Source organism: Porphyromonas vaginalis (assembly GCF_958301595.1).
Classification (GTDB): Bacteria; Bacteroidota; Bacteroidia; order Bacteroidales; family Porphyromonadaceae; genus Porphyromonas; species Porphyromonas vaginalis.
This window is the reverse complement of the sequence record NZ_CATQJU010000001.1, coordinates 1,890,803-1,915,498: the sequence shown is the minus strand read 5'-3', so window position 1 is coordinate 1,915,498 and position 24,696 is coordinate 1,890,803. Positions and strand designations below refer to the sequence as shown.

At 49.2% G+C, this 24,696-nt stretch carries 16 protein-coding genes and 5 pseudogenes; 3 read left to right on the top strand and 18 right to left on the bottom strand.

Annotation, left to right across the window (positions count from 1 at the left end):
• Positions 1 to 6 precede the first annotated feature (6 nt).
• From nusB to rseP, 4 genes are all read right to left on the bottom strand, one after another.
• Complete coding sequence (gene nusB / locus Q2J34_RS07435; protein WP_298887500.1) at positions 7 to 1,050, bottom strand: transcription antitermination factor NusB; 1,044 nt, start codon at positions 1,048 to 1,050, stop codon at positions 7 to 9.
• 178 nt (positions 1,051 to 1,228) lie between these two features.
• Complete coding sequence (locus Q2J34_RS07430) at positions 1,229 to 3,241, bottom strand: transporter (RefSeq protein ID WP_298887503.1); 2,013 nt, start codon at positions 3,239 to 3,241, stop codon at positions 1,229 to 1,231.
• Complete coding sequence (locus tag Q2J34_RS07425) at positions 3,183 to 5,732, bottom strand: endonuclease MutS2 (protein ID WP_479692274.1); 2,550 nt, start codon at positions 5,730 to 5,732, stop codon at positions 3,183 to 3,185. Before Q2J34_RS07425 ends, Q2J34_RS07430 begins: the two co-directional genes overlap by 59 nt.
• Before the next feature lie 4 nt (positions 5,733 to 5,736).
• Entirely contained in the window at positions 5,737 to 7,077 is a 1,341-nt protein-coding gene (rseP, locus tag Q2J34_RS07420) for an RIP metalloprotease RseP (protein WP_298887509.1), read from the bottom strand.
• A 342-nt stretch (positions 7,078 to 7,419) separates the two neighbouring features.
• Between rseP and Q2J34_RS07415 the strand changes: the two are divergent.
• Positions 7,420 to 7,680, top strand: a pseudogene (locus tag Q2J34_RS07415) (conjugal transfer protein TraO); the annotation flags it as partial.
• 149 nt (positions 7,681 to 7,829) lie between these two features.
• Here Q2J34_RS07415 and Q2J34_RS07410 read toward each other — a convergent pair.
• From Q2J34_RS07410 to Q2J34_RS07390, 5 genes and pseudogenes are all read right to left on the bottom strand, one after another.
• Positions 7,830 to 8,156, bottom strand: a complete 327-nt coding sequence (locus Q2J34_RS07410; RefSeq protein ID WP_298887511.1) for an RteC domain-containing protein — start codon at positions 8,154 to 8,156, stop codon at positions 7,830 to 7,832.
• A gap of 286 nt (positions 8,157 to 8,442) precedes the next feature.
• Positions 8,443 to 9,081 (bottom strand): annotated as a pseudogene (locus Q2J34_RS07405) (MATE family efflux transporter); the annotation flags it as partial.
• A gap of 101 nt (positions 9,082 to 9,182) precedes the next feature.
• Positions 9,183 to 10,334 (bottom strand): IS4 family transposase, encoded by a 1,152-nt coding sequence (locus Q2J34_RS07400; RefSeq protein ID WP_300969083.1) that lies wholly within the window; start codon positions 10,332 to 10,334, stop codon positions 9,183 to 9,185.
• A gap of 102 nt (positions 10,335 to 10,436) precedes the next feature.
• Positions 10,437 to 11,165 (bottom strand): annotated as a pseudogene (locus Q2J34_RS07395) (MATE family efflux transporter); the annotation flags it as partial.
• Positions 11,166 to 11,261: 96 nt separating this feature from the next.
• A complete protein-coding gene (locus Q2J34_RS07390) occupies positions 11,262 to 12,110 on the bottom strand; it encodes an AraC family transcriptional regulator (protein ID WP_300969771.1) in 849 nt (282 codons plus the stop codon).
• A gap of 327 nt (positions 12,111 to 12,437) precedes the next feature.
• On the opposite strand from Q2J34_RS07390, the pseudogene Q2J34_RS07385 reads away from it, so the two are divergent.
• Positions 12,438 to 12,875, top strand: a pseudogene (locus tag Q2J34_RS07385) (hypothetical protein); the annotation flags it as partial.
• Positions 12,865 to 13,071, top strand: a pseudogene (locus tag Q2J34_RS07380) (DUF3945 domain-containing protein); the annotation flags it as partial. The pseudogenes Q2J34_RS07385 and Q2J34_RS07380, both read left to right, overlap by 11 nt.
• Before the next feature lie 101 nt (positions 13,072 to 13,172).
• Here the strand turns inward: Q2J34_RS07380 and Q2J34_RS07375 are convergent.
• The 9 genes from Q2J34_RS07375 to Q2J34_RS07335 form a co-directional block, all read right to left on the bottom strand.
• Positions 13,173 to 14,432, bottom strand: coding sequence for a DUF1302 family protein (locus Q2J34_RS07375; protein WP_300969765.1), 1,260 nt, complete (start codon positions 14,430 to 14,432; stop codon positions 13,173 to 13,175).
• Positions 14,432 to 15,217 (bottom strand): outer membrane lipoprotein-sorting protein, encoded by a 786-nt coding sequence (locus Q2J34_RS07370; RefSeq protein WP_025883589.1) that lies wholly within the window; start codon positions 15,215 to 15,217, stop codon positions 14,432 to 14,434. Before Q2J34_RS07370 ends, Q2J34_RS07375 begins: the two co-directional genes overlap by 1 nt.
• 22 nt (positions 15,218 to 15,239) lie before the next feature.
• The gene (locus tag Q2J34_RS07365; protein WP_300969763.1) at positions 15,240 to 16,964 is read right to left on the bottom strand and encodes an ABC transporter ATP-binding protein; all 1,725 of its coding nucleotides are present in this window, start codon (positions 16,962 to 16,964) and stop codon (positions 15,240 to 15,242) included.
• Positions 16,957 to 18,741, bottom strand: coding sequence for an ABC transporter ATP-binding protein (locus Q2J34_RS07360; RefSeq protein ID WP_300969762.1), 1,785 nt, complete (start codon positions 18,739 to 18,741; stop codon positions 16,957 to 16,959). The genes Q2J34_RS07365 and Q2J34_RS07360 overlap by 8 nt, the downstream gene beginning before the upstream one ends.
• On the bottom strand, positions 18,741 to 21,131 hold the full coding sequence (locus tag Q2J34_RS07355; protein WP_025883586.1) for an efflux RND transporter permease subunit: 2,391 nt from the start codon (positions 21,129 to 21,131) through the stop codon (positions 18,741 to 18,743). Before Q2J34_RS07355 ends, Q2J34_RS07360 begins: the two co-directional genes overlap by 1 nt.
• 183 nt (positions 21,132 to 21,314) lie before the next feature.
• Positions 21,315 to 21,479, bottom strand: coding sequence for a hypothetical protein (locus Q2J34_RS07350; protein WP_300969761.1), 165 nt, complete (start codon positions 21,477 to 21,479; stop codon positions 21,315 to 21,317).
• Between the two features lie 21 nt (positions 21,480 to 21,500).
• Positions 21,501 to 22,133, bottom strand: a complete 633-nt coding sequence (locus tag Q2J34_RS07345; RefSeq protein WP_300969759.1) for a TetR/AcrR family transcriptional regulator — start codon at positions 22,131 to 22,133, stop codon at positions 21,501 to 21,503.
• Positions 22,134 to 22,345: 212 nt separating this feature from the next.
• Positions 22,346 to 22,504 carry a hypothetical protein gene (locus Q2J34_RS07340; RefSeq protein ID WP_300969758.1) on the bottom strand — a complete coding sequence of 53 codons (159 nt, stop codon included), beginning with the start codon at positions 22,502 to 22,504 and terminating at the stop codon, positions 22,346 to 22,348.
• A 622-nt stretch (positions 22,505 to 23,126) separates the two neighbouring features.
• The gene (locus Q2J34_RS07335; RefSeq protein WP_300969099.1) at positions 23,127 to 24,560 is read right to left on the bottom strand and encodes an IS3 family transposase; all 1,434 of its coding nucleotides are present in this window, start codon (positions 24,558 to 24,560) and stop codon (positions 23,127 to 23,129) included.
• Between the last annotated feature and the right edge of the window lie 136 nt (positions 24,561 to 24,696).

Sequence of the window (24,696 nt, the reverse complement as noted above, 5' to 3'; positions counted from 1 at the left end):
AGCTTTTTACTTCATGAGCTTGCCCTCACGCTTCAAGTCATTAAAGAGTCTGTCTAGCACAGCATTGATAAAGGAGGCACTCTTAGCGTTGTCATACACCTTGGCCAGCTCGATGTACTCATTGATCGTCACGACGAGCGCTATGTCAGGGCAGCTGAGCGCCTCCGCCACAGCCATCTCCATCAGGATCATATCAACCAGAGCGACACGATCCTGCTCCCAGTTATCTAGTCGTGGCGTCAGCATCTCATCATACTCCTCACGATGTAAGAGCGTCTCCGAGAGCAGCTGATGTGCGTATAGGCGATCCCGATCACTGTGAAACATGGGGAGCAAGTCGCTCGGTAGCTCCAAGCCATCCTTAGCACCACGGCGCAAAGTCTTCAGCGCAAAGTCCTGTATCGTCACCACAGGCTGATTGGTAAAGGGGATGACACGATAATCGTCCGACCCCTTGAGACGCTCTACCGTCGCCTCCACCTGCTCTACAGGAGGCATCTCCTCGACCTCTAGACGCTCGCAGATAGCGGTCGCATCAGCCCAGTAGAAGGAGCTTGCCGCAAGATGCTCATTGAGCTCCGACGTACGGAAGAGTTGCTTGAGGATATTGCTCCAGTAGTTACACTGCTCCTGCATAGAGAGCGTAGAGACATCTTCAGGCAGAGCACTGTACGAGGGGTCTTCCTCGACCATGCTGTAGAGCGTGCGGAGCAACTGCTCGTCCTGCTCCCAGCGCCTCTGCATCTCATCGAGCGGATTCTGTATCTCCGTACAGCGCGCGATCTCCTTGACGAGGGTCATATCGGAGAGCCTGCGAGGAGTCACCTCGTCCGACGACTTGAGGAAGCGTCGCTCACGTATCTCTAGTAGCTCCCTCTGATAGGCTGCGAGCGCACGTATCAGATCTAATAAGTAGTAGTAGAGGTTGTAGGTGTGACGTAGGGAGGTCGTAAGCGACTGGTCCGCAAGTGCCACATCTAGACGACCGCTAGAGATAGACTGGTAAAGTTGCTGGAAGACGCGGATGCGTACGATAGACCGATTGATCATATCACTCTATGAAATAGATAAATATAGTAAGAGCAAATAGTTACGAGGAGGGCACTACCCTTCCCAATCTGTAGTCTACGGAGGCAAAATCAAGGCATCCGCCCTGCTGACCACCGCAGATCCGCCACAAAGGTACAAAAAAGGTCTCGGAGAGGATCACCCCAATCCGCACAGAAACTCAGAAGCGGTAGGCGAGGTAGCTGTCGGCGCGCCAGCGGGGCACGCCGTCGTCTAGGTTACGATCGTAGCGCACGGAGCCTGAGAGGGTCCAGTGCGGTGCTAGCTGCCACTGCAGGAGGAGTGAGGTGGCGATGCCTTGACCCGTGGCGCTGTATAGTCCGAAGGCGTAGCGCGTGGTGGGTAAGTAAGCGTAACTCGCGACCCGTACGTGATCGGCATGGTAGTAATGACCCGAAAGCGCGATGCTCAGAGGACGGCGTACGCCCGTACGATAGCGCGCTACAACCGTGAGCGACCTACCCCACTGCGCTTCATCTTGTCCCTCTAGGCGACGCTGCTGGATGGTGCCGACAAGCTGCAGGGAGAGGGGCTCTAGACTATAACGTAGCGTACTGCTGAGTCGCCAGCGTAGAGCCTCTTCATTGGAGCGTCCTAGCTGCCCGTACCAGAGTTGCTCGAGCTGACTGTTGTAGCGGGTGGTGAGGTAGAGACGCGTCAGGAGTCCACGACTGCGCTCGAGCTTGCGGTAGCGCGGCTCGAGGCTTTCGTATAGCTCCAGCATAGCACGCAGGGTGGAGTGCTTTAGCAGGCGCGTGGTGCCGTAGAGACGTAGCCCCATGTCGTTGCCCAGACGGGCGTAGTGGCTTTCGCTGCGACCATAATAGGAGGCGAAGCGGGGAGACATATAATATAGTGTCACGCCGAGGTCTCGCTGCCGAGAGGTGTGGTAGCGCAGGTGCTGTATGAAGCCCAAATGCTCTAGCCGCTCAGTAGCTAGCTCTCCCTGCAGCTCGAAGCGACGCGACGGGCTCTGCCACTGGTAGGCAAGCGATGTGAGCCAATGCGACTGCAGCGGGGTGTCACTCTCCAGAGCTTTGTAACCAGGCATAAAAGCTAAGTCATATCCCATCCAGTCGGCGTAAAGCGTCTGTAGCGAAAGTAGAGCCCGTGGCATCGTGTAAGCGAGCTGTGCCCCCACCGTCTGCATCGGGATAGCTGCACGCTGGGCTCGTCGCTCAGGCGTGTCGTAGCGCATATTGGGTCTGATAGCCTCGATCAAGCCTTGTCGCTCATCAATCGAGCCATCGAGCCGACTGTAAGAATAAAAAGCGGAGTAATGCCATGCGCCCCAATGCCCCTCACTCGCAAGACCCCGCAAGGTACGCTCACGCAACGCACTGAGCGACGGCGAGAGCATCGACTTAGGACGAGCGAGCTGTGGCAGCGCACTAGCACTCGCCCAGACGGAGCGAGCGGCGAGGAGACCAGCGCCCCACCCCACCTTAAAGTGTCCGACTACCACCTTGTCGAGATAAGCCAGGCGAGGCTCATACATAGCGAAGTAACGCCAGGTGCCATCTTTCGCTAGCTCCTGTGGGTATCTCTGATACTGCGCTGCCACCTGCCACTGCCCCTTCTGTCTGAGCGATATAGCGGAGCGCAGCTTGAGCGGATCGTACCACGCATCAGAGACGGCTTCGGAAGCTTTGGGGTAACTCATCGCCACGTAAGCCTCACCCGTGACGGGTGTCGAGGGCTTTGCGTAAGGCTCCCCAGCAAAAGGACGCACCGTCACATAAGGTGCCACACGAGTTATCGTCTCACGATCCCATCCCGTGACCCACTTGAGGTCATAGACCGATTGTAGCTCGCCTCCGCGCTCATCACGGTAGCGTCTGAGCTGATAGATCTGGTAACTGGTGAGAAAGGGGAAACGCTCCTGCAACTCCTGCTGGGTGACCCTGTTCAGGTCGAGCAGCTCCTTTGTCTTTTGCCTCTCTGGCTCTTGTGGAAATAGCTCTAGCAAGTCGTCCTCCTCTAGTTCGGCAAGTTCGTCACTCGGCAAGCTCTCGACGAGCCACTCGAGGGGTAGCTCGCCCGTCACGAGCGAGTCGCTCTGCGCCCACCCCGCCAGCGGAAGGAGGAGCAAGAGAGCTAAATAGAGAAGCCCCCTACCCCTGCAGATGAACGATTGTAATGCCTGCACCGCCAAACCGCACATCTTCATCATGGTAGTGGCTCACCCCGGGGTAATGGTCGAGCAGTTCGCGGATAGAGACCCGTAGCGCACCCGTCCCCGTGCCGTGCAGTATCTCCACACGGTTGAAGCCTAGACTGATCGCATCGTCGAGGAAGTATTGAACCGCTTGGATCGCCTCAGCGGCACGCATACCCCTCACGTCGAGTCGGTCAGAGAAGTCCAGCCGACGCTCATGCAGATGCTCCACCACATTGGTCGTACGAGCTGGTTGCGCAGTGGCCTGCGCCTGCTCCTCCTTACGCTCACTGCCGAGCCGTACGATCTCATTAGGCTTGCAGGTGATACGTATGCGTCCATTGACCACCACCGTAGCACTATTGGCCGAGAGCTCAGAGAGGACGCCCACCACATTCATCGTCGTGACCCGCACCTCGTCCCCCTCCTTGGGAGGCTTTGGCACAGAGAGCTTGACAGGCGAGGAACTTTGCGCATCACGCTCTGGAGCACCGCCCTGCTTGCGCTTGCGTTCCTTACGCTCCTTGCGACGCTTGAGCCGCTCCAGCTCACGCTCCACACTGCCCGACTGCTCTACCGTCTCAGCCTGCGCCAACTGCTCACCATAGGCACTGAGTGCTTGGCGAGCCTCCTTCGTCTGCTGCCGCTCCGCTTGGCTCTCCTTGATCTCACGGATCGTGCGCTCGATCTGAGCACGGCTCTGGTTCAGTAGGTCGGCCGCCTCTTGCTGTGCCTGCGTTAGGAGGTCCTGCCGCTGCTCCTTGAGCTTCGACAGACGTGCCTCGTAGTCTGCGAGCAGACGCTCGAGCTTCTGCTCTCGATGCTCTATCTCGGTGCGCTTGCGCTGCCAGTACTGCTTATCACGTACGATGTCCTGCACGTAACGCTCGCTCTGGATCACCTCCTGGCCGACCAGCTCGGTGGCGTACTCGAGCACCTTGCGCGGCAGCCCTTGCTGACGTGCTATCTCAAGGGCAAAGGAGCTTCCCGGCTGACCAATGGAGAGTTCGTAGAGCGGCTTCATCTCCTTCTGATCATAGAGCATGGCACCATTGACGATGCCCTTGTGCGTGGTCGCATACTCCTTGAGGTTGCGGTAGTGCGTCGTGATGACGCCCCACGCCCGCTGCTCATTAAAGAGTGCCAAAAGTCCCTCCGCTATAGCTCCACCCAGCTCCGGCTCCGTGCCTGCTCCAAACTCATCGATTAAGAGCAAACTATTCGCTCCACAAGTGGCCGACATAGCCCGCATGTGCTTCAAATGCGAGGAGTAGGTACTCAGATCGTCCTCCATAGACTGGTTGTCGCCGATCTCTATCGCTAGATGCTTGAAGACGCCCGCCACCGAGTCGGGGTGCACAGGAATCGGGATGCCACTCTGTAGCATATACTGAAGGAGTCCGACCGTCTTGAGACAGACCGACTTACCGCCGGCATTAGGCCCCGAGATGACGAGGATACGTTCGTTGGGATAGCGTAGTAAGATGTCTTGTGGCACGACGCTCTTACCCTCTTGGCTAAGGGTGTGCTGGAGTATCGGGTTGACCGCCTGGTACCACTGAATGGTTGGCTTGTTGCGCACCTCAGGGATAGAGCAATGCATCTCATCAGCAAAGCGTGCTATCGCACAGACCGCATCGATGCGCCCCATAGAGAGGTAAAGCTGGGACAACGTCTCACGACGCTCCCGAATAGGTGCCGTAAGCTGACGCAAGATCTCGATCACCTCACGATGCTCCTCGCTCTCCAGTTCACGGATGCGGTTGTTTGCCTCGACCACCTCGAGGGGCTCTATATATAATGTCTTGCCCGTAGCACTCTCATCGTGCACGATACCTGGTATCTGACGCTTGTGCATAGCGGTCACCGGCAAGACGGGACGCCCCGAGCGCATCGTCGCCTGTGCATCCTCCTCGACATAGCCAGCCGCCTGAGCTACCGTGAGCAGGCCTCGCATCAGCTTAGCTATGGCACGCTCCTCACGCTGTAGGGCTAGGCGTAGCTCAGCAAGACGTGGCGAAGCGTTGTCCACCAGTCGTCCATGCGGGTCCAGCTTGCGCAAGATCGTTTGCGCTATCTCCTTCAGACCTTCACTGCCCACCACAAGGCGAGACAGACTGGGATAGAGCGGTGAGACGTCGCCCGTCCCATTGTCCTGCACTTTCGTCAGGAGCCTCGACCATGCCTCATAGCTCACGATCGCCTGAGCTACCTGCGCCAGCTCCTCCTCCGTCAAGTAGCTACCCTCAGCACGTAGCGTGCCGAGCGTAACCCGCAGGTCAGCGACACGTCGTGTGGGTAGCTCCATCGTGACGCTCAGCAAGTGTCTCATCTCCCGCACACGCTCCAGGCGGTGGCGGATAGCGTCTGGACTCGTCGAGGCAGTCAGTGCACCCACCATCTCCCGCCCCATAGAGCTGTGACACTCCGAGGCAATCAAATCCAGTAGGTCGTAGTATCCTACTTTGTCTAGATAGTCCGAGGGATAGGTTATGTCGCTAGGCATCGTATCAGAAGAGCTTAAAGAGGTCATTGCCATTGGCATAGATCACCAGTGCTATCAGGAGCAGCATCCCCACCATCTGCGCTCGTATCAGCACTTCGTCCTTTACCTTGCGCCCGGTGATCATCTCCCAAATGACGAAGAGCAGATGTCCCCCGTCCAATCCTGGGATGGGGATGATATTCATAAAGGCAAAGATGATCGAGAGGAGAGCGCATATTTGCCAGAAGGTGAACCAGTCCCACTGTGCGGGGAAAAGCTTACCCATCGAGACCAAGCCTCCTAATGAAGAGGCACCTTCAGGGGTGAAGACATACTTCATATCCTGCGCATAGCCCGAGAGCGTACCTATTCCCTTGTGCCACCCTACCACAAAGCTCTGCGGTAGCGAGTAGTGCACCTGCTGCACCTCGTAAATACTTTGCAGCGGACGGAGCATCACCCCGATCACGCCCATCGTGTCGGGAAGTATCGCTAGCTGCACCGTATCAGCGCCACGAAGCCACTCAGAGCTAATCCACTCGCCTGCATGGGTGTAGAAGTATCGACGCCCACTCGGCAAGTGAGGCATCGGGATGCTGTCCAGCGCGAGCAATTTGTCGCCACGCAGCACCCCCGCCTTGGCAGCCGCACTGCCTGGCACGATACTATCTGCGATAAAGGGTACCTGCATCGTCATCAGCCCCTCGTTGCCCCGCAAGATACGCTGCATCATATCGTCTGGGATCGTTATATCGATCAACTGACCATCGCGCTGCACGGTCACCACCTTCGCCTCGATCACCGCACGCATGAAGTCAGTACGCAGCACATCCCGCTCCTGGCCGTCGATAGACCATATAATGTCTCCATCGTGGAAGCCTACCTCCTGAGCCGCTGGACTGAAGACCATTCCCGCTGTGACCGACCGTGAAGACATCTCCACATCGCCCCAGTGGTACGATATGCCCGCATAGATCAGGAGCGCTAGGACAAAGTTAAAGAGCACCCCACCGATCAGGATGAAAAAGCGTTGCCATGCCGGCTTACTGCGAAATTCATCGCCACGCATCGGCTCCTTGACCTGCTTCGTGTCGAGGCTCTCGTCGATCATGCCGTGAATCTTGCAGTAGCCCCCAAGGGGGAGCCAGCCGATACCGTACTCCGTCTCGCTACCCTTAGGACGATAACGCCAGAGAGCCTTCCCCTTGACATCAAAGAAGAGATAAAACTTATCCACCCGCACGCCAAAGAGTCGCGCGAAGAGGAAGTGCCCTAGCTCATGTATAAAGACCAAGAGACTCAACGCTAGGAGCAACTGCCCGATCCGCATCAGAGTACTCATGAGTGCCACTGTATCTATACCCATCTAGTTTGTCGTAATTATAGCTAGCCACAAAGGTACAATAATATTGGAGGCTAACCTTTAGGTAACGGCTGTTGGTTGTTGGCGAGAACCTTTAGATCAAGCGGGAGGGCGTCCGCTGTGTCAAAGCGATACGAGTAACCAAAAGGACGAACTCTCGCTCATTTCACTAGCCCAAAGGTACTAAATCTTTCGCTCACGAGGAGCTCTCGGCAGTGCCATCCATGTGGCACTGGAGTTTCCTACCCATGGCACTGGAGTTTCCTACCTATGGCACTACAGTTTCCCACCTATGAAACTGGAGTTTCCTACCTATGAAACTAGAGTTTCACCCGTATGGCACTGGAGAATGTCTTTGGCTACTTGGGACTATCCGCTCTCTGCGGTTATGAAGAGCTGAACGAGGATAAACGGTTGCTACCCGATGGAGCTACACTCCTTGAGCAATCTCGCTTTACTTATGGTGGGGCGATACATAGCTCAGTGGAACAGTTCCTAACAGACAATCTGCTCTTCATCCTCAAAGCTCAAGGGCGACTACTCTTCGGCTCTGACCTGCATTGTTTTCGTCCTGCTATCTCAGCTGGACTCAAGTTCAATATCTAACTACCCCACATTGCCAGAGTCAACTAAAATCAGTATATTTGAAAAGCAAGACAACTCATTCTAGTTTGACGACAAAAACGATGTCAACCGATATCCGTTTCAGCAAAAAAATAAGTCAACCATTTTCAGGGAACGACACCCCCTTTGATTTACCGTTTCTTGAACTTTCCGCCTTTCAGGTCACTCTCCACCATACGCTTGTTCAGCTCCTCTCGGAGTTCATCAAGAAAATAGGTGCGGCTATCATCCTTGTGGCGTTTCATGTTCATATAGACGTTGTAGCAGTTCTTGATTTCTATACCAAAGATTTCGGAAAAGGCATCTGCCAATTCTTCTATACCGATTTCACCATCGTTGATACAGTCACAGGTATCAAGTGCGTAGAGTAGTTCCACCAAGTCGGTTGCTTTACCTGTCCAACGAAGTTTTTCGGTTGGTTTGACGGGCAAAGTAGAAAGAAGCCCCTGCATCCGCATCTTTAATAACTTTAACTCCGTATCAATGACACATAGTAGCTCCGACACATTTTTTTCCCTTTCCGTCCATCAAAAACACCGCTTGCAAAGTTTGTAAACGAAAACGAGTATAGCGAAGAATACGAAAAAAAGAGATAGCGTCGTCTTCTGCATCACATAGATCAATGATCCTCTTCATAAAGTTCTCCGATGCTTTTTGTTCTTGTTCATTTGTAGAGCAAGACGAAATTATCGTCTTAAATTCTTCCGTTTGAATAAGTCTTAGCATAATCATATCTTTTATGGTTCAACATTGCAGATTCTCTGTTGTGAGATGTGATTTATGACCTATCTCCTTATGAATTCGGACAGCAAAGAACAGTGTCATAAAAGTTGCAAAGACGTCGGCAATAGGCTGTGCATAAAGCACTCCATTTAGTTCCCAATACGATGGAAGCAGCAATATTATAGGGATAAAAAACAAACCTTGCCGTCCGATGTTTAGCAGAAGACTTTGCTTTGCTCTTCCGATTGCCATATATAGTGTGGAATACACAAATTGGAATCCGAAAGTGAAGAACATAATCGTATTGGCTCTAAGCGCAATTCTTGCTATTTCCTGCATTGTTTCGTCTTTACCGAAACAACTGATGATAGGAGAGGTAAAAATGACTATAAGAACACTCCAGAGCACACAAAACGAGGTTGTGAGTATCAGAGAACAGCACACCGCTTCCTTTAATCTTTGAAAATTGCCTGCCCCGTAGTTATAGCCTGCCATAGGTTGGAGTCCTTTTACAAATCCGAAGACCACGTTTGTTCCCAATGTGACGATTTTCAGGACGATACCCACAGCCGCAACAGCCTCTGCCCCATATTTCACAGCGGCTTTCTGCAACAAACTGATGGAAAGGGTCTGGAGTAGTTGCAAAAAGAGCATAGAGATCAATAGTGTCCTAAACGTTTTTTGCGGGCGATGGGTGTAAGATAGCTGTCAAGCGGGTCAATCGCCCCTTGACATTTGCTGTAAAAACGGGGGTATCCCCCCTATGCTATTTCGGTCTCGTCTGGAGGCGGTGAAAACGGCTCATTTATCCACTGAAAGAGGCCGATTTTGGTGAACGTGTTGAGTCTCAAGGATGCTGTTAAATTGGAGAGACACCAGGGGTGTTTTGCTATTCGCTTGAGATATTGAAGTAAGAGAATCGTAATCAGAGCCGTCCAAATCTGAATCTCGACAGCGTTTTGAGAAGTTCCCAGAAAACTCTTGATATGCAGGTTTTGCTTGAGGTTTCTAAAGAAGATCTCAATCTTCCAACGTGAGCGATATAGCGCTGCAACAGTACTGGCTGCATGCGTAAAGTCATTGGTATACAAGTCAATCGTGTAACCTCCTTGAACATTGTAGATGCCTATTCTACGAATCTTCTTAGGGTACTTGCTCGCTGTCTCTACACCTGTCAGTCTCACCTCTTCATCTATCAGTATCTCTTGAGATGTCGTATCAGGCAAATCTCTCTCCCTTATTGACTCAAATTGGATGTTGTCTCTTCCTCTGACGATGAAAATCACACCTGTGCTGTCCCAATGATTCAGAAGCTCAGTATCGCTGTAGATTCGATCAGCTACAACGATGGTTCCTCGGGCAAAGGGGAGCTTTTTGGCAATCGTATTGTCGGCTCCCTTGCCATTGCTTATACAGACGAATTCAGGCAGAAGTGTCTCAAAATCAAGCACTGTATGCATCTTGACGGCTCCTTTCGTATGAGTATAGAGAGCCCAGTCATACATACTGAGACATAGGGACATTAGGGTTGAGTCTAGAAGACAAACCTTCGCCTTCAGCCGTTTCTTTATCTGCTTGAGATCTCCGTGCTGTCCCAAATATTGGAAGAGTGCATAAAAGACATCTTGGAAGAATTGGGAACTCCTATTGGCGTTTTGGTAACTGATGTTGGATTTGGAGGGAGCTCGTGATAGACCTAGGTGGTTGAGATTGCCCGTGGCAGATTGTAGCCCCTCTGAGATTTGACGTAGCGACACGCTACTCGAGAATTGGCTGAAGATCATAGTCACCAAATGGCTCCACGAGTTAAAGCCTTTTGCATGCTTGTCTGTGCCATGCTTCTTGACTAATCGTTGGATGATTTCTCGAGGTATGAGTCGGATTACTTGTGCGAATAGTGTTATATTTGCCATTGAAAAGGGTGGTTTGTGACAGCTCTCACTAGCTGTGTTTTTCTTCTCAATTACAAACCTACCCTTTTCTCTTTATCCTGCAAAACGTTTAGGACACTATTGCATAGAGATACCAATCTTAATGATGTCTGCGTATATTCTTATCGTGGGAGCGAACAAGGCAAGAGATACTTTTACCTCTGCTTTCGTAAGGAAACGGATGTAAATAGCCGTCGTGATGATTCTTGAAAGAATAGTTGCCCATGCAGCACCTTCCACACCCCAATTGAAAGTGTATATGAACAAGGGGTCTAATGCAACATTAACGATAGAGCCGATGATCATTGCCGACGCAGATGTCTTCGACGCACCTTGTGAAACAATGATATTGGACATGGACACATTCAGTGTCCCTATGACACAACTGATGATAAAAAGCCTGCCGTAGGATTCTGCCAAACTTATCATCTCCTCGTTTGCTCCCATGAAAAGTAGGATGTCTGGCAGGAACGCATTGCACACAAGGGCAATGAGAGCTGCCAACATCACAGAGGTTATCACTGAGACGGAAGCGACCTGACTTGCCTTGACAGCCTGTTTCGCTCCCAACAGACGGGATATATACACTCCGCCTCCGACACCGAACATCAGTCCTATCCCAAGAAATAACAACGATATAGGGAAAACAACCGATACAGCGGCGACAGGAAGAGTTCCAAGACGTGCAACCCAAAAAGTATCTACCACATTGTATATTGCCATAATCAGCATTGCGATGACAATAGGTATCCCCAATTTTGTCAGGGCTTTCATCATACTTCCTTCTCGCAAAATATTCACAGCGTTGTTCATCCTTATAATCCGTATCTTTTTAAGTGAATAAAGTTCGCTGCAAAGGTACGGTGGGATACAAGCTGTCACAATAGACGGACAACGGTAATGATAGCACTATTCGTGGTAAGTCCTTCTGAAGAGCGTGGGAGAAACGCCTGCAACCTTGGTAAACAGCCGTGTGAAGTAGGAGTAATCGTTAAAGCCTAAACTATGTGCAATCTCTTTGATGGAATCTGTAGTATAGACCAATTGACGTTTAGCCAACAAAATAATCTCGTTTTGGATATGGTGGCTCACACTTGTCCCCAGAACAGAATTTACAGCTTCATTCAGGTAGGCAACGGTAATGTTCAGCCGCCCGGCATAGAATGATGGCGAACGTTTGCTTCGGATATTGCTTTCCAACAAATCCCGAAATTCCCATACTATTTCCTTGTGTCTGGTCACTGTCCCCTGCAATTTGGATTGAGCTATCGTTGCATTTACAATGTTCTCCACGACTAACCCTACAATGACGGTGGTCAGTCGCTGAACGACTGCTTTGGCAGATGGATTTTTCATGCCACTCAGTTTGCAGTCAAGAAGTGATAATAATAGTTTCTGTTCCGATATGTCGGATAGTTGTATTTGAGGGCGACCGTATCTCTCAAGCGTTCGTTTTTCCTCCTTATCCACCAATACCGAGTCGATAACCAGAAATTTTGCAGAAAGATTGGAAGCGTCGATGATACGATGCACCTGCCCGGGTAGAATGATAGCCAGACTTCCTTTCCCGAAAGTGTATTCCTCGAAATCAATATTCAGACAGCATTGCCCACCCTCTATGAAGCCAAAGAAATAATAATCGTCGGTATGAGAAAAGGTGTATCTGTCTGAAGATGCCGATGTCCGAGAGATGACGGTCTTCAGATAGACTCCGAAATCTGAGAGTTGTGAACTTCTATGGATGGGTAACCGAGACATATATCTTTCAGGTATTGTTTTTTGATTATCAGACCTACAAAGGTAATCACAATAATGCAGAATAATGAATTATAAAGCATCTTTTAACTCGCGTACATTCCACCCCAAAATGCAATTTGGAGTGGAAAATACGGAACTACACATCAATACGATTAAAAAGAGAAATGATAATATGGAGGTATGGCTCAAGAACCATACCTCTTTTTTGCCACTTCTATCCATATCGACACCACAAGTACGCAGTTATTTATAACCTAAAACGCACACGGTTTCTTTGGTTTACTTTTGTCCGTGTACCGCTGTTGGTGCCATTAAATACATTATAATATGGACGAAAAAATCAAAGACCAAGAAGTCCTTTTGGTCAAGGATCAGAAAGACGAGAATCTCAAAGTCGTCACAGGTACGGACGAGAAAGGCGGACTGAAAACCGTTCCGCCCACCGCCGAGCATGAACAGAGCTTCCTGAAGTTCGACAAGCACAGCAATGCGCTGGAAAACTTCCTCTCCAACTTCATGCGTCAGTTCAAGCATCCCACACCGCTGAACTTCTTCAAAGTGCCTTTTGAGAGTGCCGTTGCCAGTGCACGTGTGCTCTCGGAGATGCTTAAAGCTTCGGAAGTCCCCTCCAATAAAGAGATGCTGGACTCCGCCCGTGTCAATCCTTCGGACTATGCAGGCGAGCAGAAACAGTCCTTCCAAGGCATTGACCCCGACAAGGTGAAATGGAAACAGTTTGAGCAGATGGGCATAAGCCGTGAGAGTAGAAGGTATGACCGCTAAGAGTGGCAAATCCTTCGATACTACGCTTCAGGTCAATGCAGAGAAGAAAGGCATTGAGTTCATCTTCGGAGAGAACAAGAGTCTCAAAGAGCGTCAGGAACAGCGACAAGATCGTCAACAAAGCAAGGCTCCTCGCAAGCTTTGTGGTCTAGAGCTGTCAGAGAAGCAACGAGAAGCCCCCTTTAGGAAAATCAAAATCTGTAGGACACAAAGTCCATAACTCAAATGCTCCCGCCCGCCCCCAGCAACCATTACACACTTCCTCCCGTGAAACTTGGATTAAAAGCTATATTTTGCCTTCGCCCATACTTCTGAGTTGTTTTTATACGCGCTGAACACGCCTTCATCGCCTCCAAACCAATCATACCCGAGAGAAAGCTGAATGAAGTCATTCAGAGAGTAGGCGGCAGTAAATCGACTAAACCAACCTTTATGGTTGAGGTCGAAATAGGTGAAGTTGGAGAGTTGTAGGGTGTTATCCAACAGCTTTTTCGACACATTGAGCGTAAGGAGTGAATTGTGACGAGGCTGTGCAATCTGGTCTTCGTACTTTAGGATGCTTTCAGAGGAAAACTGTGCCATCACCACCCAATCTTTGGGGGCATACCAATCGATACCCACGAGATAATTCACAGTGTTGAATCCCTTTTGTTCTTGATCAGACGCATCAGGTCTATAGCTGAAATGCTTCCCTACATTGAAGGCTGCTTCTCCTCGTAATACCAGTTGCCCTAGAGGTTTGGATATGTCTCCTCCGAAAAATCCCATTCGGTAGTATTGCGGAGCAACGACAATGTGGGTATCTGTAGGGCGATACGTAAACACGGGCATCTTGTTCCACGTATGCAATGCGGAGAGCGAAAAGTCCACTCCAGGCAAGGTAAAAGATAGCTTTCCGCCATACTCGATATTGGCAAAATGAAGACTGGGGTGGCTCCCATTTTCTTCCCAGGCAATAGGCAGTGGGCTATCTTTGGGTAAAATGCACCATGGATTTATTGCGTCGGTAGGTAGTTTATACCCTTCAAAGGTTGGCACGGCAAGCAGTTCCAATTTCATTTTATCGTTAAAAACGAAAAGGCGTAGGGCATTGACTGGCATCCGAATGTCATCATAGTCTTGTGCCAAGAACTCTGTCATATCCATAGGAGAGACCAAGTCGGTAATACGCACACCGTCTGCCGCCCCCCAAATGACCAATTGTCGCCCAAGGCGAAAGCCCCAATGGTCATCTCTATGGTCAAGATACGCTTCCCGCAGTTCAAAACCTGTACGCTCTTTTAATAATGCATTGTAAGTTGCGTTGAATGAGACAAAAAGCGAAGAGCCTTCAAAACTTTTACCTATCTCTCCCCTTATTCTCGTGCGCGAAGACATAAAGTTGTTCGGTTTTTCGGATCGGACGGCATGATAGGTATCCACAAATCCTTTGACTTGCCACGATGAAGCCACCTCTTCTTGACCCCATGCGATATGCAGGGGCAAGAAGAGAATAAACAGCAACAAGAATTTTGCTGAATGACTAGTTGTATCTGTCATTAGAATCGGCCTTTTTCCAAGGTGCTTACACTGAATTGAGCCTCGTTCATAGGGGTATTGAACTTAGGATCCTTAAACTCAAGAATCGTCTGATGATTAGTCTGAACATTGGTCATATGCAGTTTTTTTGCAATCCAAAAACCAGAAACCTTCACAATGTCCGACAATTCAAGGCGACGGTGTAGCTTCCCCATCTTGTCGTAGTACTCCACCTTAACGGCGATAAGGCAGTCTTGACGAATCCACGCCACCTTTCTAGAGTAGATCTCACGTTTGTCTTTAGGCGTGTATTCCAGCTTCCAGCACTTGTGTCCGCCAATAGTCTCTTCGCCCAGCAACTGGTGGGAGTCTTCGTCTACATTGCGACTGCCCATATCATCATAGGTGAAGTCACTGCCCATAAAGTAATCCTGCTTGGCAGAAGAGCCACTGATGCGGCGGGTTTTCTTCATCGCGGGCAAGTAGAGCCATCTGTCATCGTCTTTATTAGGATTGTCGTAATCCCAAGTGAGAAAGCCTGTCCCTTTTACATCTCCGGGATATAGGAAGAACATGATACTCTTACGGTCTTTTTTCCCCGCTCCCACGTCTATGGAGTAAGAGATAAGCTTCCGCTCGCGTACCGCCCCACGCTTATTGATCAGTTTCATGACCAATTCCGATTGACGGGTATCGCCATCGGGACGATCTTTTACTTTTTGGGCAATCTCTCTGCCCGTCTGAGCCATTGCAGTGGCGGCAAAAGCCCAAACCACCAAACTTGCTAAAATAATTCTTTTCATCATGATTGATATTTTGTTGTTGATTTTATCCTATTGACTTTTCAAGCATCTTCCTGTAGGTAGCCGATTGCACCTGCAACTCTGCATCCGTACCCATTGCTTCAATCTTACCTTGATGGAGCAACACGATCTTATTGGCTCCACGAATGGTACGCATGCGGTGAGCGATAACAATGACTGTCTTCTCCTTGATCAGCTCCGACAAAGCCTCTTGTATTAGGCTTTCATTTTCCACATCTAGCGAGGCCGTGGCTTCGTCCATCAGGATGATGGGTGCATCTTTTAGGAGAGCTCTGGCGATGGAGATCCGCTGACGTTCGCCACCAGAAAGTCGCTCGCCGTTTTCCCCGATGACGGTATCAATACCATCAGGCATACGATCAATAAACTCATCACAGCGGGCAATTTTGGCGACACGAGTCACTTCCTCGTCCGTTGCTCCTTTCTTGCCGATACGAATGTTGTCTTTGATACTGGCATTGAATAGCACTACATCCTGAAAGACAATGGCGTAGTTCTTGAGCAGTGTTTCGGGATCTATCCGACTAATATCCTCGCCACCGAGCAGGATTTTGCCCTGCTGTATGTCCCAAAAGCGAGCGGCCAACTTGGTCAGCGTGGTCTTGCCACTTCCCGAAGCCCCAATCAATGCTGTCACCTCGCCTTGTTTCGCAGTGAAGCTCACGCCGTTGATGACGGTATAATCCTCGTAACCAAATACTACATCTTTGAAATCTAGACTATAATCCATAGGGTTCATCTCCTGTTTGCCCTCCTGAATAGGCATGGTCTTGATCTCCTTGATACGTGCCACCACACCATCGAGTGTCACGATCATAGCCATAAAGGAGAGGATGCCCTCTATAGGCACGTAGATGCTTGCCGTGAGGATGAGGTAGGCGATATAGACCAGAATATTGATTTGTCCGGCAATCAGCATGTTGGCACCGACAATCGCCACCGAGACGATGCCGAGCTTCATCAGCATACCAGCCAGTGCGGTGGCAATACCGGCGGAGAGTTCCATCCTTACCTTATTTCTAGTATTACCATCCATCTTGTGGTAGAACTCGCTCAGTGTCCGCTCTTCCAGATTATAGGACTTAATCTCCTGTATCTGGTCTATCTGCTCTTGTAAGCCGTCAAGCACGTCACGACTGCTCTTCACAAAGGCATTCACATCATTCCGTTGTTTCATCTTGGAAAGCGAAAAGAGTAGTAGCGAGACGGGGATGACCCACAATGCCGCCAATCCGAGCTGCCAATTATAAGCAAGTATCATTACAGATATAATCACCGTGGAAATGGATGTGGCATAGATATGCGGCACGGAGTGTGAGAATATCTGCTCATAGAGATTCAGGTCGCTCATCATCGTCGCCGAGAGGTCGGATACATCACGCTTGCCGAAATATGAGAGAGGCAGTTTCTTCAGACGGTTGGCTATATCAATGCGTGAGTTGGCACTCTCATTATAAACATTGTCGTAAAGGCGTACGTAATCCCACCTTGCCACAAAAAACATCACCAACAGCATCACTAAGATGATGACGATATAGTCTACAAGGGTCAGCTCTACTGGTGCAGGAATACCCTCCAAACTGCCCAAATACTGGAATAAAAAGACAAATCCGATAGTGGGCGGAAACATCTTGGTCAGATTTAGGATGGTATGCGAGAAGATAGACTTCTGCAGGTTCTTCGCACCCTGCTCCGACATGGCGTATTTTTGCTTAAAGAACTTATTCATTTTCATAGTCACCTCCTATTCTCCAATTGGCGGCTTTTTGATACTCGCTCCACAGCTTTTTGTAGACACCGCCTAGGGTTAATAATTCGTTATGCGTACCACTTTCCACGATTTTGCCATTCTCCATTACTAGGATTCTATCGGCATTGATCACCGTGGAGAGCCTATGTGCGATCATCAGTGTGGTTTTGTCCTTTGATAGCTCCTTGAACGAGGTTTGAATGATATGCTCGTTCTCCGGATCTGCAAAAGCGGTTGCCTCGTCAAGTATCACGAAGTCGGCATTCTTCAGGAAAGCCCTTGCGATAGAAAGGCGTTGGATCTCGCCACCTGAAAAATAGGTGCCCTTAGTGCCGTATACGGTATCCAAGCCCTTTTCTAGATTATCGACAATCTCTTTGGCTCCAGCTCTGACGAGAGCTTGCTCTATCTCCTCATCGCTGGCGTTGGGGTTACCTAGCAATAAGTTCTCCCTTAGGCTCATCTTAAAGAGCTTAGACATTTGGAATACAAAAGCCACTTTTTGGCTCAGGGCCTCTTTTTCATACTCCTTGATACTGGTGCCTCCAATGAAGATGTCGCCCTCATCGGCATCGTAGAAGCGAGCTGCCAAACGTGCCACGGTGGTCTTACCTCCTCCCGAAGCTCCCACCAGGGCAACAGTCTCACCTTTGTTCACCTTAAACGATACGTTGTCCAGCACTTTGTCTTTTCCATATGAAAAGGAGACGTTTCTGAACTCCAAGCCATCTCCAACAGCTGTTGCTTCGCCGTAAGTGAGGTCTTCATAATCCAAAGCTGTGTCAATCTTATCCAACGCCAACTCTGCGAAGTAGATGAAGTTTTGCATGGCGGCACTTCGCATCATAAAGACACCGAACACAGGCCCTATTAATAGATAGATAACGGAATTACCCAGCACCTCTCGCATATCACCTCCCGAGGTGATCATCATAATGGCAACAGGCACCAAGAAGAATGCCGTAGAGCTTGAAATGGCTTCGTACAGCGACATCTTATTCTTGAACCCCATGCTCCACCGCACCACGAAATCTTTCAGCTTTACGATGAGTGAGTAGAAACGATCGAAGCTCTCCACGCTCTGGGCAAAGGTCTTTACGACTGGGATGCCACGCACATATTCTACCGATTCGGCAGAAAGATTGGCAAGTCCCTCGTAATACTCTTCCCGCAACTTCTTGCTCTTTGGGGTCGCCATAGTCGCCATCAATAGCACGGTTATGACCATCGGAACAAGGCTCACTAGACCAAGCCGCCAGTCGAAAAGGAAGAAGAAGATCAATAGCACTATGGGCGAAACAATCGTCATGGCGAGGTCGGGCAACTGATGTGCCAGCATCGTGTGGGTCTCAGCAGCCCCATCGACAATCGTCTTGCGGAGATTGCCACTTTCGCGATTGGCAAAGAAGCCCAAAGGTTTCGACATCATCTTCTTCACGCTGAGTTTGATGATGTTGGCCTCGACTTCAAAAGCGAAGAGGTGGGATACCATTAACGCACAAAAATAGAGTAGCATTCCTGTTGCGGCAAAACTCGCTGCCAGAACGGCGTAGTATCGTATGGTCTCCCCATCGACACTACCACTCAAGATAATCCCGCTGACAATCTTATGGATATAGACCATAGGCATCAGCACCAAAATACCCGAGAGGGCCGAGAAAACCATCGCCAGCGGAAGCATATACTTTTTCTTACCTGCGTAGGGGAGCAATCGCTTCAATACCGACGGCTTCTTTTGTTTGTTTGTATTACTCATTATGATTCAATTATGTTTGTTTGTTCTTTTGGCCTTTCGATAGTGTTTGTCTCCTTGCCAAACAGATGGAACTTCTTGATAAGTATAGGCGTCACAAAGAGGTCGGCAAGCAGTGCCGACAAGACACCTGCCACGGATAGCATCCCCATATGTACAAAGGAGAGGGCCTCTGATGTGGTGTATACAGCGAAATTGGCACAGATTACTACGCTTGTCAAGACGATTGGAGTGCCAATAGTGTGGAATGAACGAAGAATCGCATTCCTATAATTGCCCTTACGGTCAAACTCAAGATGACTATGATTGATGAAGTGTATGGTATCGTCCACAGCCAAGCCGAGGATCATCGGCATAATAGTGGCCGTCATCATATCCAATGGATAGCCCAGCCAGCCCATCAGTCCGCCAACGACCAGTGCTGGGGTGACATTGGGAATTAAACCGACAAGCCCTATGCGTACACTGCCGAAAACGATCATCATCAGTATACCTATGATAAGGAGAGAAATGGCGAACGAAACCATTTGTCCTCGTGCGATATACTGCATCATTACGGTAAACTGTGGGATACTTCCAACGGTAGTGACCGCTGCATTGGGGAAGAGCTTCTGTGCGTAAGCAATTATATCGTTCAACTCTCGCTCCGTTTCCCCAGAATCGTATGAGTTCATCTCCACCATCAGGCGAAGACGGCGGTAGTCGTAATCTATCCAATACTCCGCTTCACTACCTCCCGCATTTTCGTAAAGGAGCAACAGCTGTGCAACCTCATCAGGGTTATGGGGAATGGTATAATAAGAGGGATTACCGTCATGGAGCGTTTGATTTAGGTCTTTGAGTATATTCAATACCGAGGTCGTTCGCTTGGTCAACTTATACCCACCGGCATGCTGTGCAAGGGAGTCCAATCGCAGTAGCATTGCCGGAGACTTTGCCAATCCATCTTCCGGGAAGTCAATCATTACATCGTAGGTATAAACAGACCCAAGTTCGCTTTCCCCCACCTCCAATAGGTTGTTGACGTAATCAATCTTTCGTCCCATCGTTCGCTCTACATCAAAAGCCGTCTCTATTTTGGTGAATTGGTAGATAAGAACCACAGAGATAATCCCAGTAAGCCCGAGTATCAAGGTGCCATGCCTGAGTACACTCTTGCCTAAGCTTTCCAGCTTCTGATCCATCCATCGCCCACCAGTCTCCTGTACCTTGGGGTGAGGCTTTCCGTCCTTGCCAAAACTGAGGAGAATGGGCATCAAGGTAATGGTGAAAAGAAATGACAGCATCACACACGAAGAGGTGGCTATTCCGATAAAACGCATCGGTTGCATAGGAATGGCGAGGAATGAAAGCAAGGCTGCGAAAGTGGTGAGTGCACTGAAAAGCACTGGCCACCCCATTTCCCCTACCGTTTCCTCTACGGCTTGTTTCCTTATTCCATGAATGAGGAACCTACGCTTGAAATAGGAGTATACGTGAATATTGTATGCAATGGAAACGGCAAAGACCAGCAACATAGGGATCAATACCATACCGCTGTCTATGGTCATACCAACATATCCCAGCACCCCATACACCACGATGATGGAGCTGATAGCGGTGAGAAGAGGGACGACGACCCCTCTAAATGAACGTGTCACCAGTAGGAGAATAAGAATGGAGACGAGAGCCGCGATACCCATTACACGTGGCATTTCCTTCCCAATCCATCCCATTTTCATCGCTGTTACATAGGGTAGCCCAGTTCCTTTGGGATGAAGTGCCTTGTACTTGTCCTTGGTGATAATATGCTCTAGTTCATTGCCCGTAAGCACCTCGGGAGAAACAGGGTTCTTCCCCTTATTCCAAACAGAGTCTTCGGGAAAAGTACGTAGCTTGAGTATAATCCACGAGAGCGTTCCATCTTTGGAAATTAATCGCTCTGCTACGTGAGGTTTCATATAAGCCTTGCGACGAATCTCTTCCAATTGCTTGGGATCCGTAGGGATCGTATCGGGAACTATCTGCTCAATGGCGATACCATCTTCGCCTCCCATCATAAACTCGATGTCGGTAAGAGAGGTGATTTTGTCGGCGTACGAAAGGCTGTCCACCATCTCGTTCGTTAGTTCACGGATCAGCTCCAGATTGTCTTTCGTAAACGAATTGTCACACCTAGTCAGCACGGCTGCGAAGTTGTCATTCCCGAATATCTCCTTGAATTCTTCGGTCTTGACAAGCATCGGGTCGTCTTCGAGAAAGTAGTCTTCCCATGAGGCACTTACCTTGAAGTACCTAAGTCCCGATACGCCGATGGCAAGGATCAGGATAAACCCTCCCAGCACTACCCAGCGATTACGCATCATTCTTTTGCCACGTAAGGCAAACCAATTGTTAATTCTTTCTATTTTCATATCGTTTCATGTTATATTGATCTTGAAGTGTCTTTACTCCTAAGTGGCAATAGTCCAAAAGAGAACAGGAGAGCGTTTTTGTTCAAAAACAAAGCGAGCCGCCTCTGTAGGTGACTCGCTCGATAGGATGATTTCCTAAAATGAAATCTCTTATACTGCAGGACTCCAGAATAAATTCCCCCGCTACTTTGTATTTGGATAGTCTGTATCATTGATTTCATTCTTTATTGTCATTGACCACTCGTCCCAAGCTTTAGTGCAATAGACATTGCCACGGCTTTGCCCACACTTATCAGCATCAAAGTGAGAAAGCTCATCAACGCCCTCTTCAAAGAGTAATTCTTTCATTGCTAGTAATATCTGTAATGCTCACAATCCGCTCTGATGATCTACCTTCATAAGTTGCTTCCACCCACCTATACTGAAGTGGATGTATTCACCGATAAAGCATTCGATATCCTCGGAGGAGAGCTCCTCGTGCAATACAATCTCTCTCACCATACTGATCCACCAAGAGCTGATGAAGTGTATGAAAAAAGGGGAAACATTAGTATGTAGCCCCGGATATAATTCTTTCATCCTTTCTAAATACTCGATTCCGATTATCGAGCTTTTATCAATCCATCGCTCCCAAAAGTCTTCAAATCGTGTATCTCGAGTATCGAGAAATAGCAACCTGAACTCCTTACGATAACGAGTAATCACACCCATTACCTCTTGCATAGATTGACGGTGATACTCTTCTGAGGTAAAGATCTCAAGTGAAAGGTTATTATCACAATTATGGTTTTCCAGCATGTTAGTCATCACCTCCAAAAGTGGACGCAAGACGATTGCCAGCAAATCATCCTTGCAGGGATAATAATTGTATATGTTGCTTAGCCCAACACCAGACAGCTTGGAAATCTCACGCATAGACACCGCCCTGAAGCCTTTCCTCAGAAACGCTTCTCGAGCTGTATCTTGCAATAGTCTGCGTGTATGTTCCTTTGTCGTCTGCATAATAAGTGCTTTATCCTACTTCTGCGAGCAAAATTCGTAAAGTTTTCCAGAACACACAATACCTAAAAATAGGGATTTTCCGATCGGCCTTCTTGTTATTTATGACACGATAGAACTGCGAGATGAATGATTATTCATACTTCCAACTAGGGCATTCCTCTAGTAATCCCGCCAATAGCAACCTAGAAGGCATTGGCATCTATCTTTACGAATCATTCTTTGATGAGATGAGAGAGTGTTGGGTCAGCTTTGATACGAGCAGTCTCAGAGTCTACGAGGGATAGCACCTCTTGCTTGACTTGGCGATAATTGGCTTCAATAGTCTCCCGCAGACTATCAGAGCCATTTTCGTTTGTAAAGTCTGCTATCATAGGGATACTCTCGTGCGTCCGTCCCCGTTAATACTACGACGCTGTAACCTTTGACACAACAGACGCCCTCCCGCTAGATACTCTCGTGCGTCCGTCCCCGTTAATACCACGACGCTGTAACCTTTGACACAACGGACGCCCTCCCGCTAGATACTCTCGTGCGTCCGTCCCCGTTAATACCACGACGCTGTAACCTTTGACACAACGGACGCCCTCCCTATACAGTGGACTCATCGACCTCCCTATGCCTCGCTTGTCGCTCACGTGTAGTTCCTAACAGGGCGATTATAGCGCATCACCCTGGCTGAGCAAATTCAACGCCTGCTCGTTACAATAATTTAGAACCGACTACATATCGAAACGGCACCATGTCGGGGAAAACTGATTTCCACGTGGATATTTCGAAATCTCCACGTGGAGAATTTTTATTTCCCAGGTAGGAAATAAAAAATTCCTCGGAGGAATCAAATGAAACTTCGGAGGAATTGTTTGACGCCCACGTGGAAAATAAAAAATATCCACGTGGAGATTGTCCTCTTCCTGAAAAAAGTACACAGTTGGGAAGGTATTACTGAGATGGTACTCGGGTCATTTTTGTTAGTCCTGTGAGTGTACTCATTTGTTAGTTTTGCTCTTGCTGGGGTACACGACTTGTGGTCGTTTTTACTGCGGAGGTACACAAAGATAGGTCTTTGTGTGGAGTTAAGCGGCATGAGCTCGGAGATTTGAGGCTCGGAGCTTTTGGTGAATTGTTCTTAGATGTCTGTTTCTTAGAGGGTTGTGTGGTTATAGGGTTGGGGTAATCTGGTATGAGCATCTGCATCGGAGTCTTCTTGTTGATGGCTCGATGAGGACGCGCTGTGTTATAGAGAGCAATCGTTTGCGAGAGGATCTCTCGAACTTGATCTATGGGCTTATCCTCGAAGTTGTAGAGCCAGTCGTTCTTGATGATCCCGTTAAGTCGCTCTGCCATAGCGTTGTGGAGAGGGTTGCCTGTCTGGGTGACACTGGTTACGATGCCTAGGCTGGCCTCGTAGTCGGTCATCTGCTTGGAGACATATTGACAGCCTCGGTCGCTATGGAAGATGAGCCCTTTGAGGTCAAAGCCATGCTTCTGGTAGAAGTCAACGGTCTGTCTTAGTGCGTTGTAGGGGCCCTCTGTGGAGAGCGTGGGCTGCAGGTCAAAGCCGGTGATGATGCGGCTATAAGCGTCCATCGTCAGGGAGAGATATGCGAAGCCACCTAAACATTTGACGTAGGTTATGTCTGAGACGGTGAGCCGGCAATGGTCTGTGGCGATGTATTTAGGGGTGGTGTTCAGGTGGTCTTGGAAGCCGTGATTGACCACGCCCTTGGTCGTCTGGGGTGGACGCTTGCGCTTGCGACTTCTCAGTAGCATGTCGTTGGCTCCTAATACTTTGTATAGCCAGTCGCGACCTACTTGGAAGGTCCCTTTGAAGTATTCGTTGGCACACTGCTGGAGGGTGTCTACGCCTGCTTTGGGGAGTTGACCGCGCACATACTGGCAATAGTGTAGGACGGAGGCTACTTTGACATCTTCGTCTTGCTCGGTGAAGGTGTGCTTGTAGTAGCCTTTGCGGCTGACTTCTAGTAGCTGACAAAGGTAGGTTATGGAGAGCTTTTGACCTCTCACTTTGGCGGATTCAAGCGTTTTCACGGCTGCAAATCGGTCTTTTTTTTTTAGATCAATATGGTAGCGATTCAAGACCTCTTCGAGTAGTGTCTTATTGACTAAGGCCTTGCTCTCAGCCTGGAAGAGGGCTGCTTTGAGGCGAGCGTTTTCGCGCTTGAGTTCTGCGTACTCTGGATCTACGTCTTTGTTCTTGTTTGTCTTGCTCATAGTGCTACTGCTGCTTTGGTTGGGTAACTCTACTCCAAAGGTACGCAACCAATTTCGAATGGTGCGTGTGGTAATGCCGTAGCGCTGGCTGGTCGTGGCGATGCTCTCGCCAGTGGCTAGGAGGTCATCAATGACTCTCCACTTGAAATCTAGGGGATATCCCTTTCGTCCTCGGTTACTTTTTTCTTCTTTCATAGTTGTTGGGGTTGGCTTCCCAACTGTGTACTATTTCAGGAGAGGACAGATTTGAGATTTTCCACGTGGATATTCGAGAAAGGAGGGAATCGGACGAATTTCCCCGTAAAGATATGTAAATAGGGATTAGAGGTTA

Bases quoted from the DNA above. Each gene is read 5' to 3' on its own strand.
- Q2J34_RS07355 (WP_025883586.1), bottom strand. From the start codon at position 21,131: ATGAAAATAGAAAGAATTAACAATTGGTTTGCCTTACGTGGCAAAAGA.
- Q2J34_RS07430 (WP_298887503.1), bottom strand. From the start codon at position 3,241: ATGATGAAGATGTGCGGTTTGGCGGTGCAGGCATTACAATCGTTCATC.
- Q2J34_RS07335 (WP_300969099.1), bottom strand. From the start codon at position 24,560: ATGAAAGAAGAAAAAAGTAACCGAGGACGAAAGGGATATCCCCTAGAT.
- Q2J34_RS07390 (WP_300969771.1), bottom strand. From the start codon at position 12,110: ATGTCTCGGTTACCCATCCATAGAAGTTCACAACTCTCAGATTTCGGA.
- Q2J34_RS07410 (WP_298887511.1), bottom strand. From the start codon at position 8,156: ATGCGGATGCAGGGGCTTCTTTCTACTTTGCCCGTCAAACCAACCGAA.
- Q2J34_RS07370 (WP_025883589.1), bottom strand. From the start codon at position 15,217: ATGATGAAAAGAATTATTTTAGCAAGTTTGGTGGTTTGGGCTTTTGCC.
- Q2J34_RS07345 (WP_300969759.1), bottom strand. From the start codon at position 22,133: ATGCAGACGACAAAGGAACATACACGCAGACTATTGCAAGATACAGCT.
- Q2J34_RS07340 (WP_300969758.1), bottom strand. From the start codon at position 22,504: ATGATAGCAGACTTTACAAACGAAAATGGCTCTGATAGTCTGCGGGAG.
- Q2J34_RS07360 (WP_300969762.1), bottom strand. From the start codon at position 18,741: ATGAGTAATACAAACAAACAAAAGAAGCCGTCGGTATTGAAGCGATTG.
- Q2J34_RS07425 (WP_479692274.1), bottom strand. From the start codon at position 5,732: ATGCCTAGCGACATAACCTATCCCTCGGACTATCTAGACAAAGTAGGA.
- Q2J34_RS07365 (WP_300969763.1), bottom strand. From the start codon at position 16,964: ATGAATAAGTTCTTTAAGCAAAAATACGCCATGTCGGAGCAGGGTGCG.
- Q2J34_RS07375 (WP_300969765.1), bottom strand. From the start codon at position 14,432: ATGACAGATACAACTAGTCATTCAGCAAAATTCTTGTTGCTGTTTATT.
- Q2J34_RS07400 (WP_300969083.1), bottom strand. From the start codon at position 10,334: ATGGCAAATATAACACTATTCGCACAAGTAATCCGACTCATACCTCGA.
- nusB (WP_298887500.1), bottom strand. From the start codon at position 1,050: ATGATCAATCGGTCTATCGTACGCATCCGCGTCTTCCAGCAACTTTAC.
- Q2J34_RS07350 (WP_300969761.1), bottom strand. From the start codon at position 21,479: ATGAAAGAATTACTCTTTGAAGAGGGCGTTGATGAGCTTTCTCACTTT.
- rseP (WP_298887509.1), bottom strand. From the start codon at position 7,077: ATGGGTATAGATACAGTGGCACTCATGAGTACTCTGATGCGGATCGGG.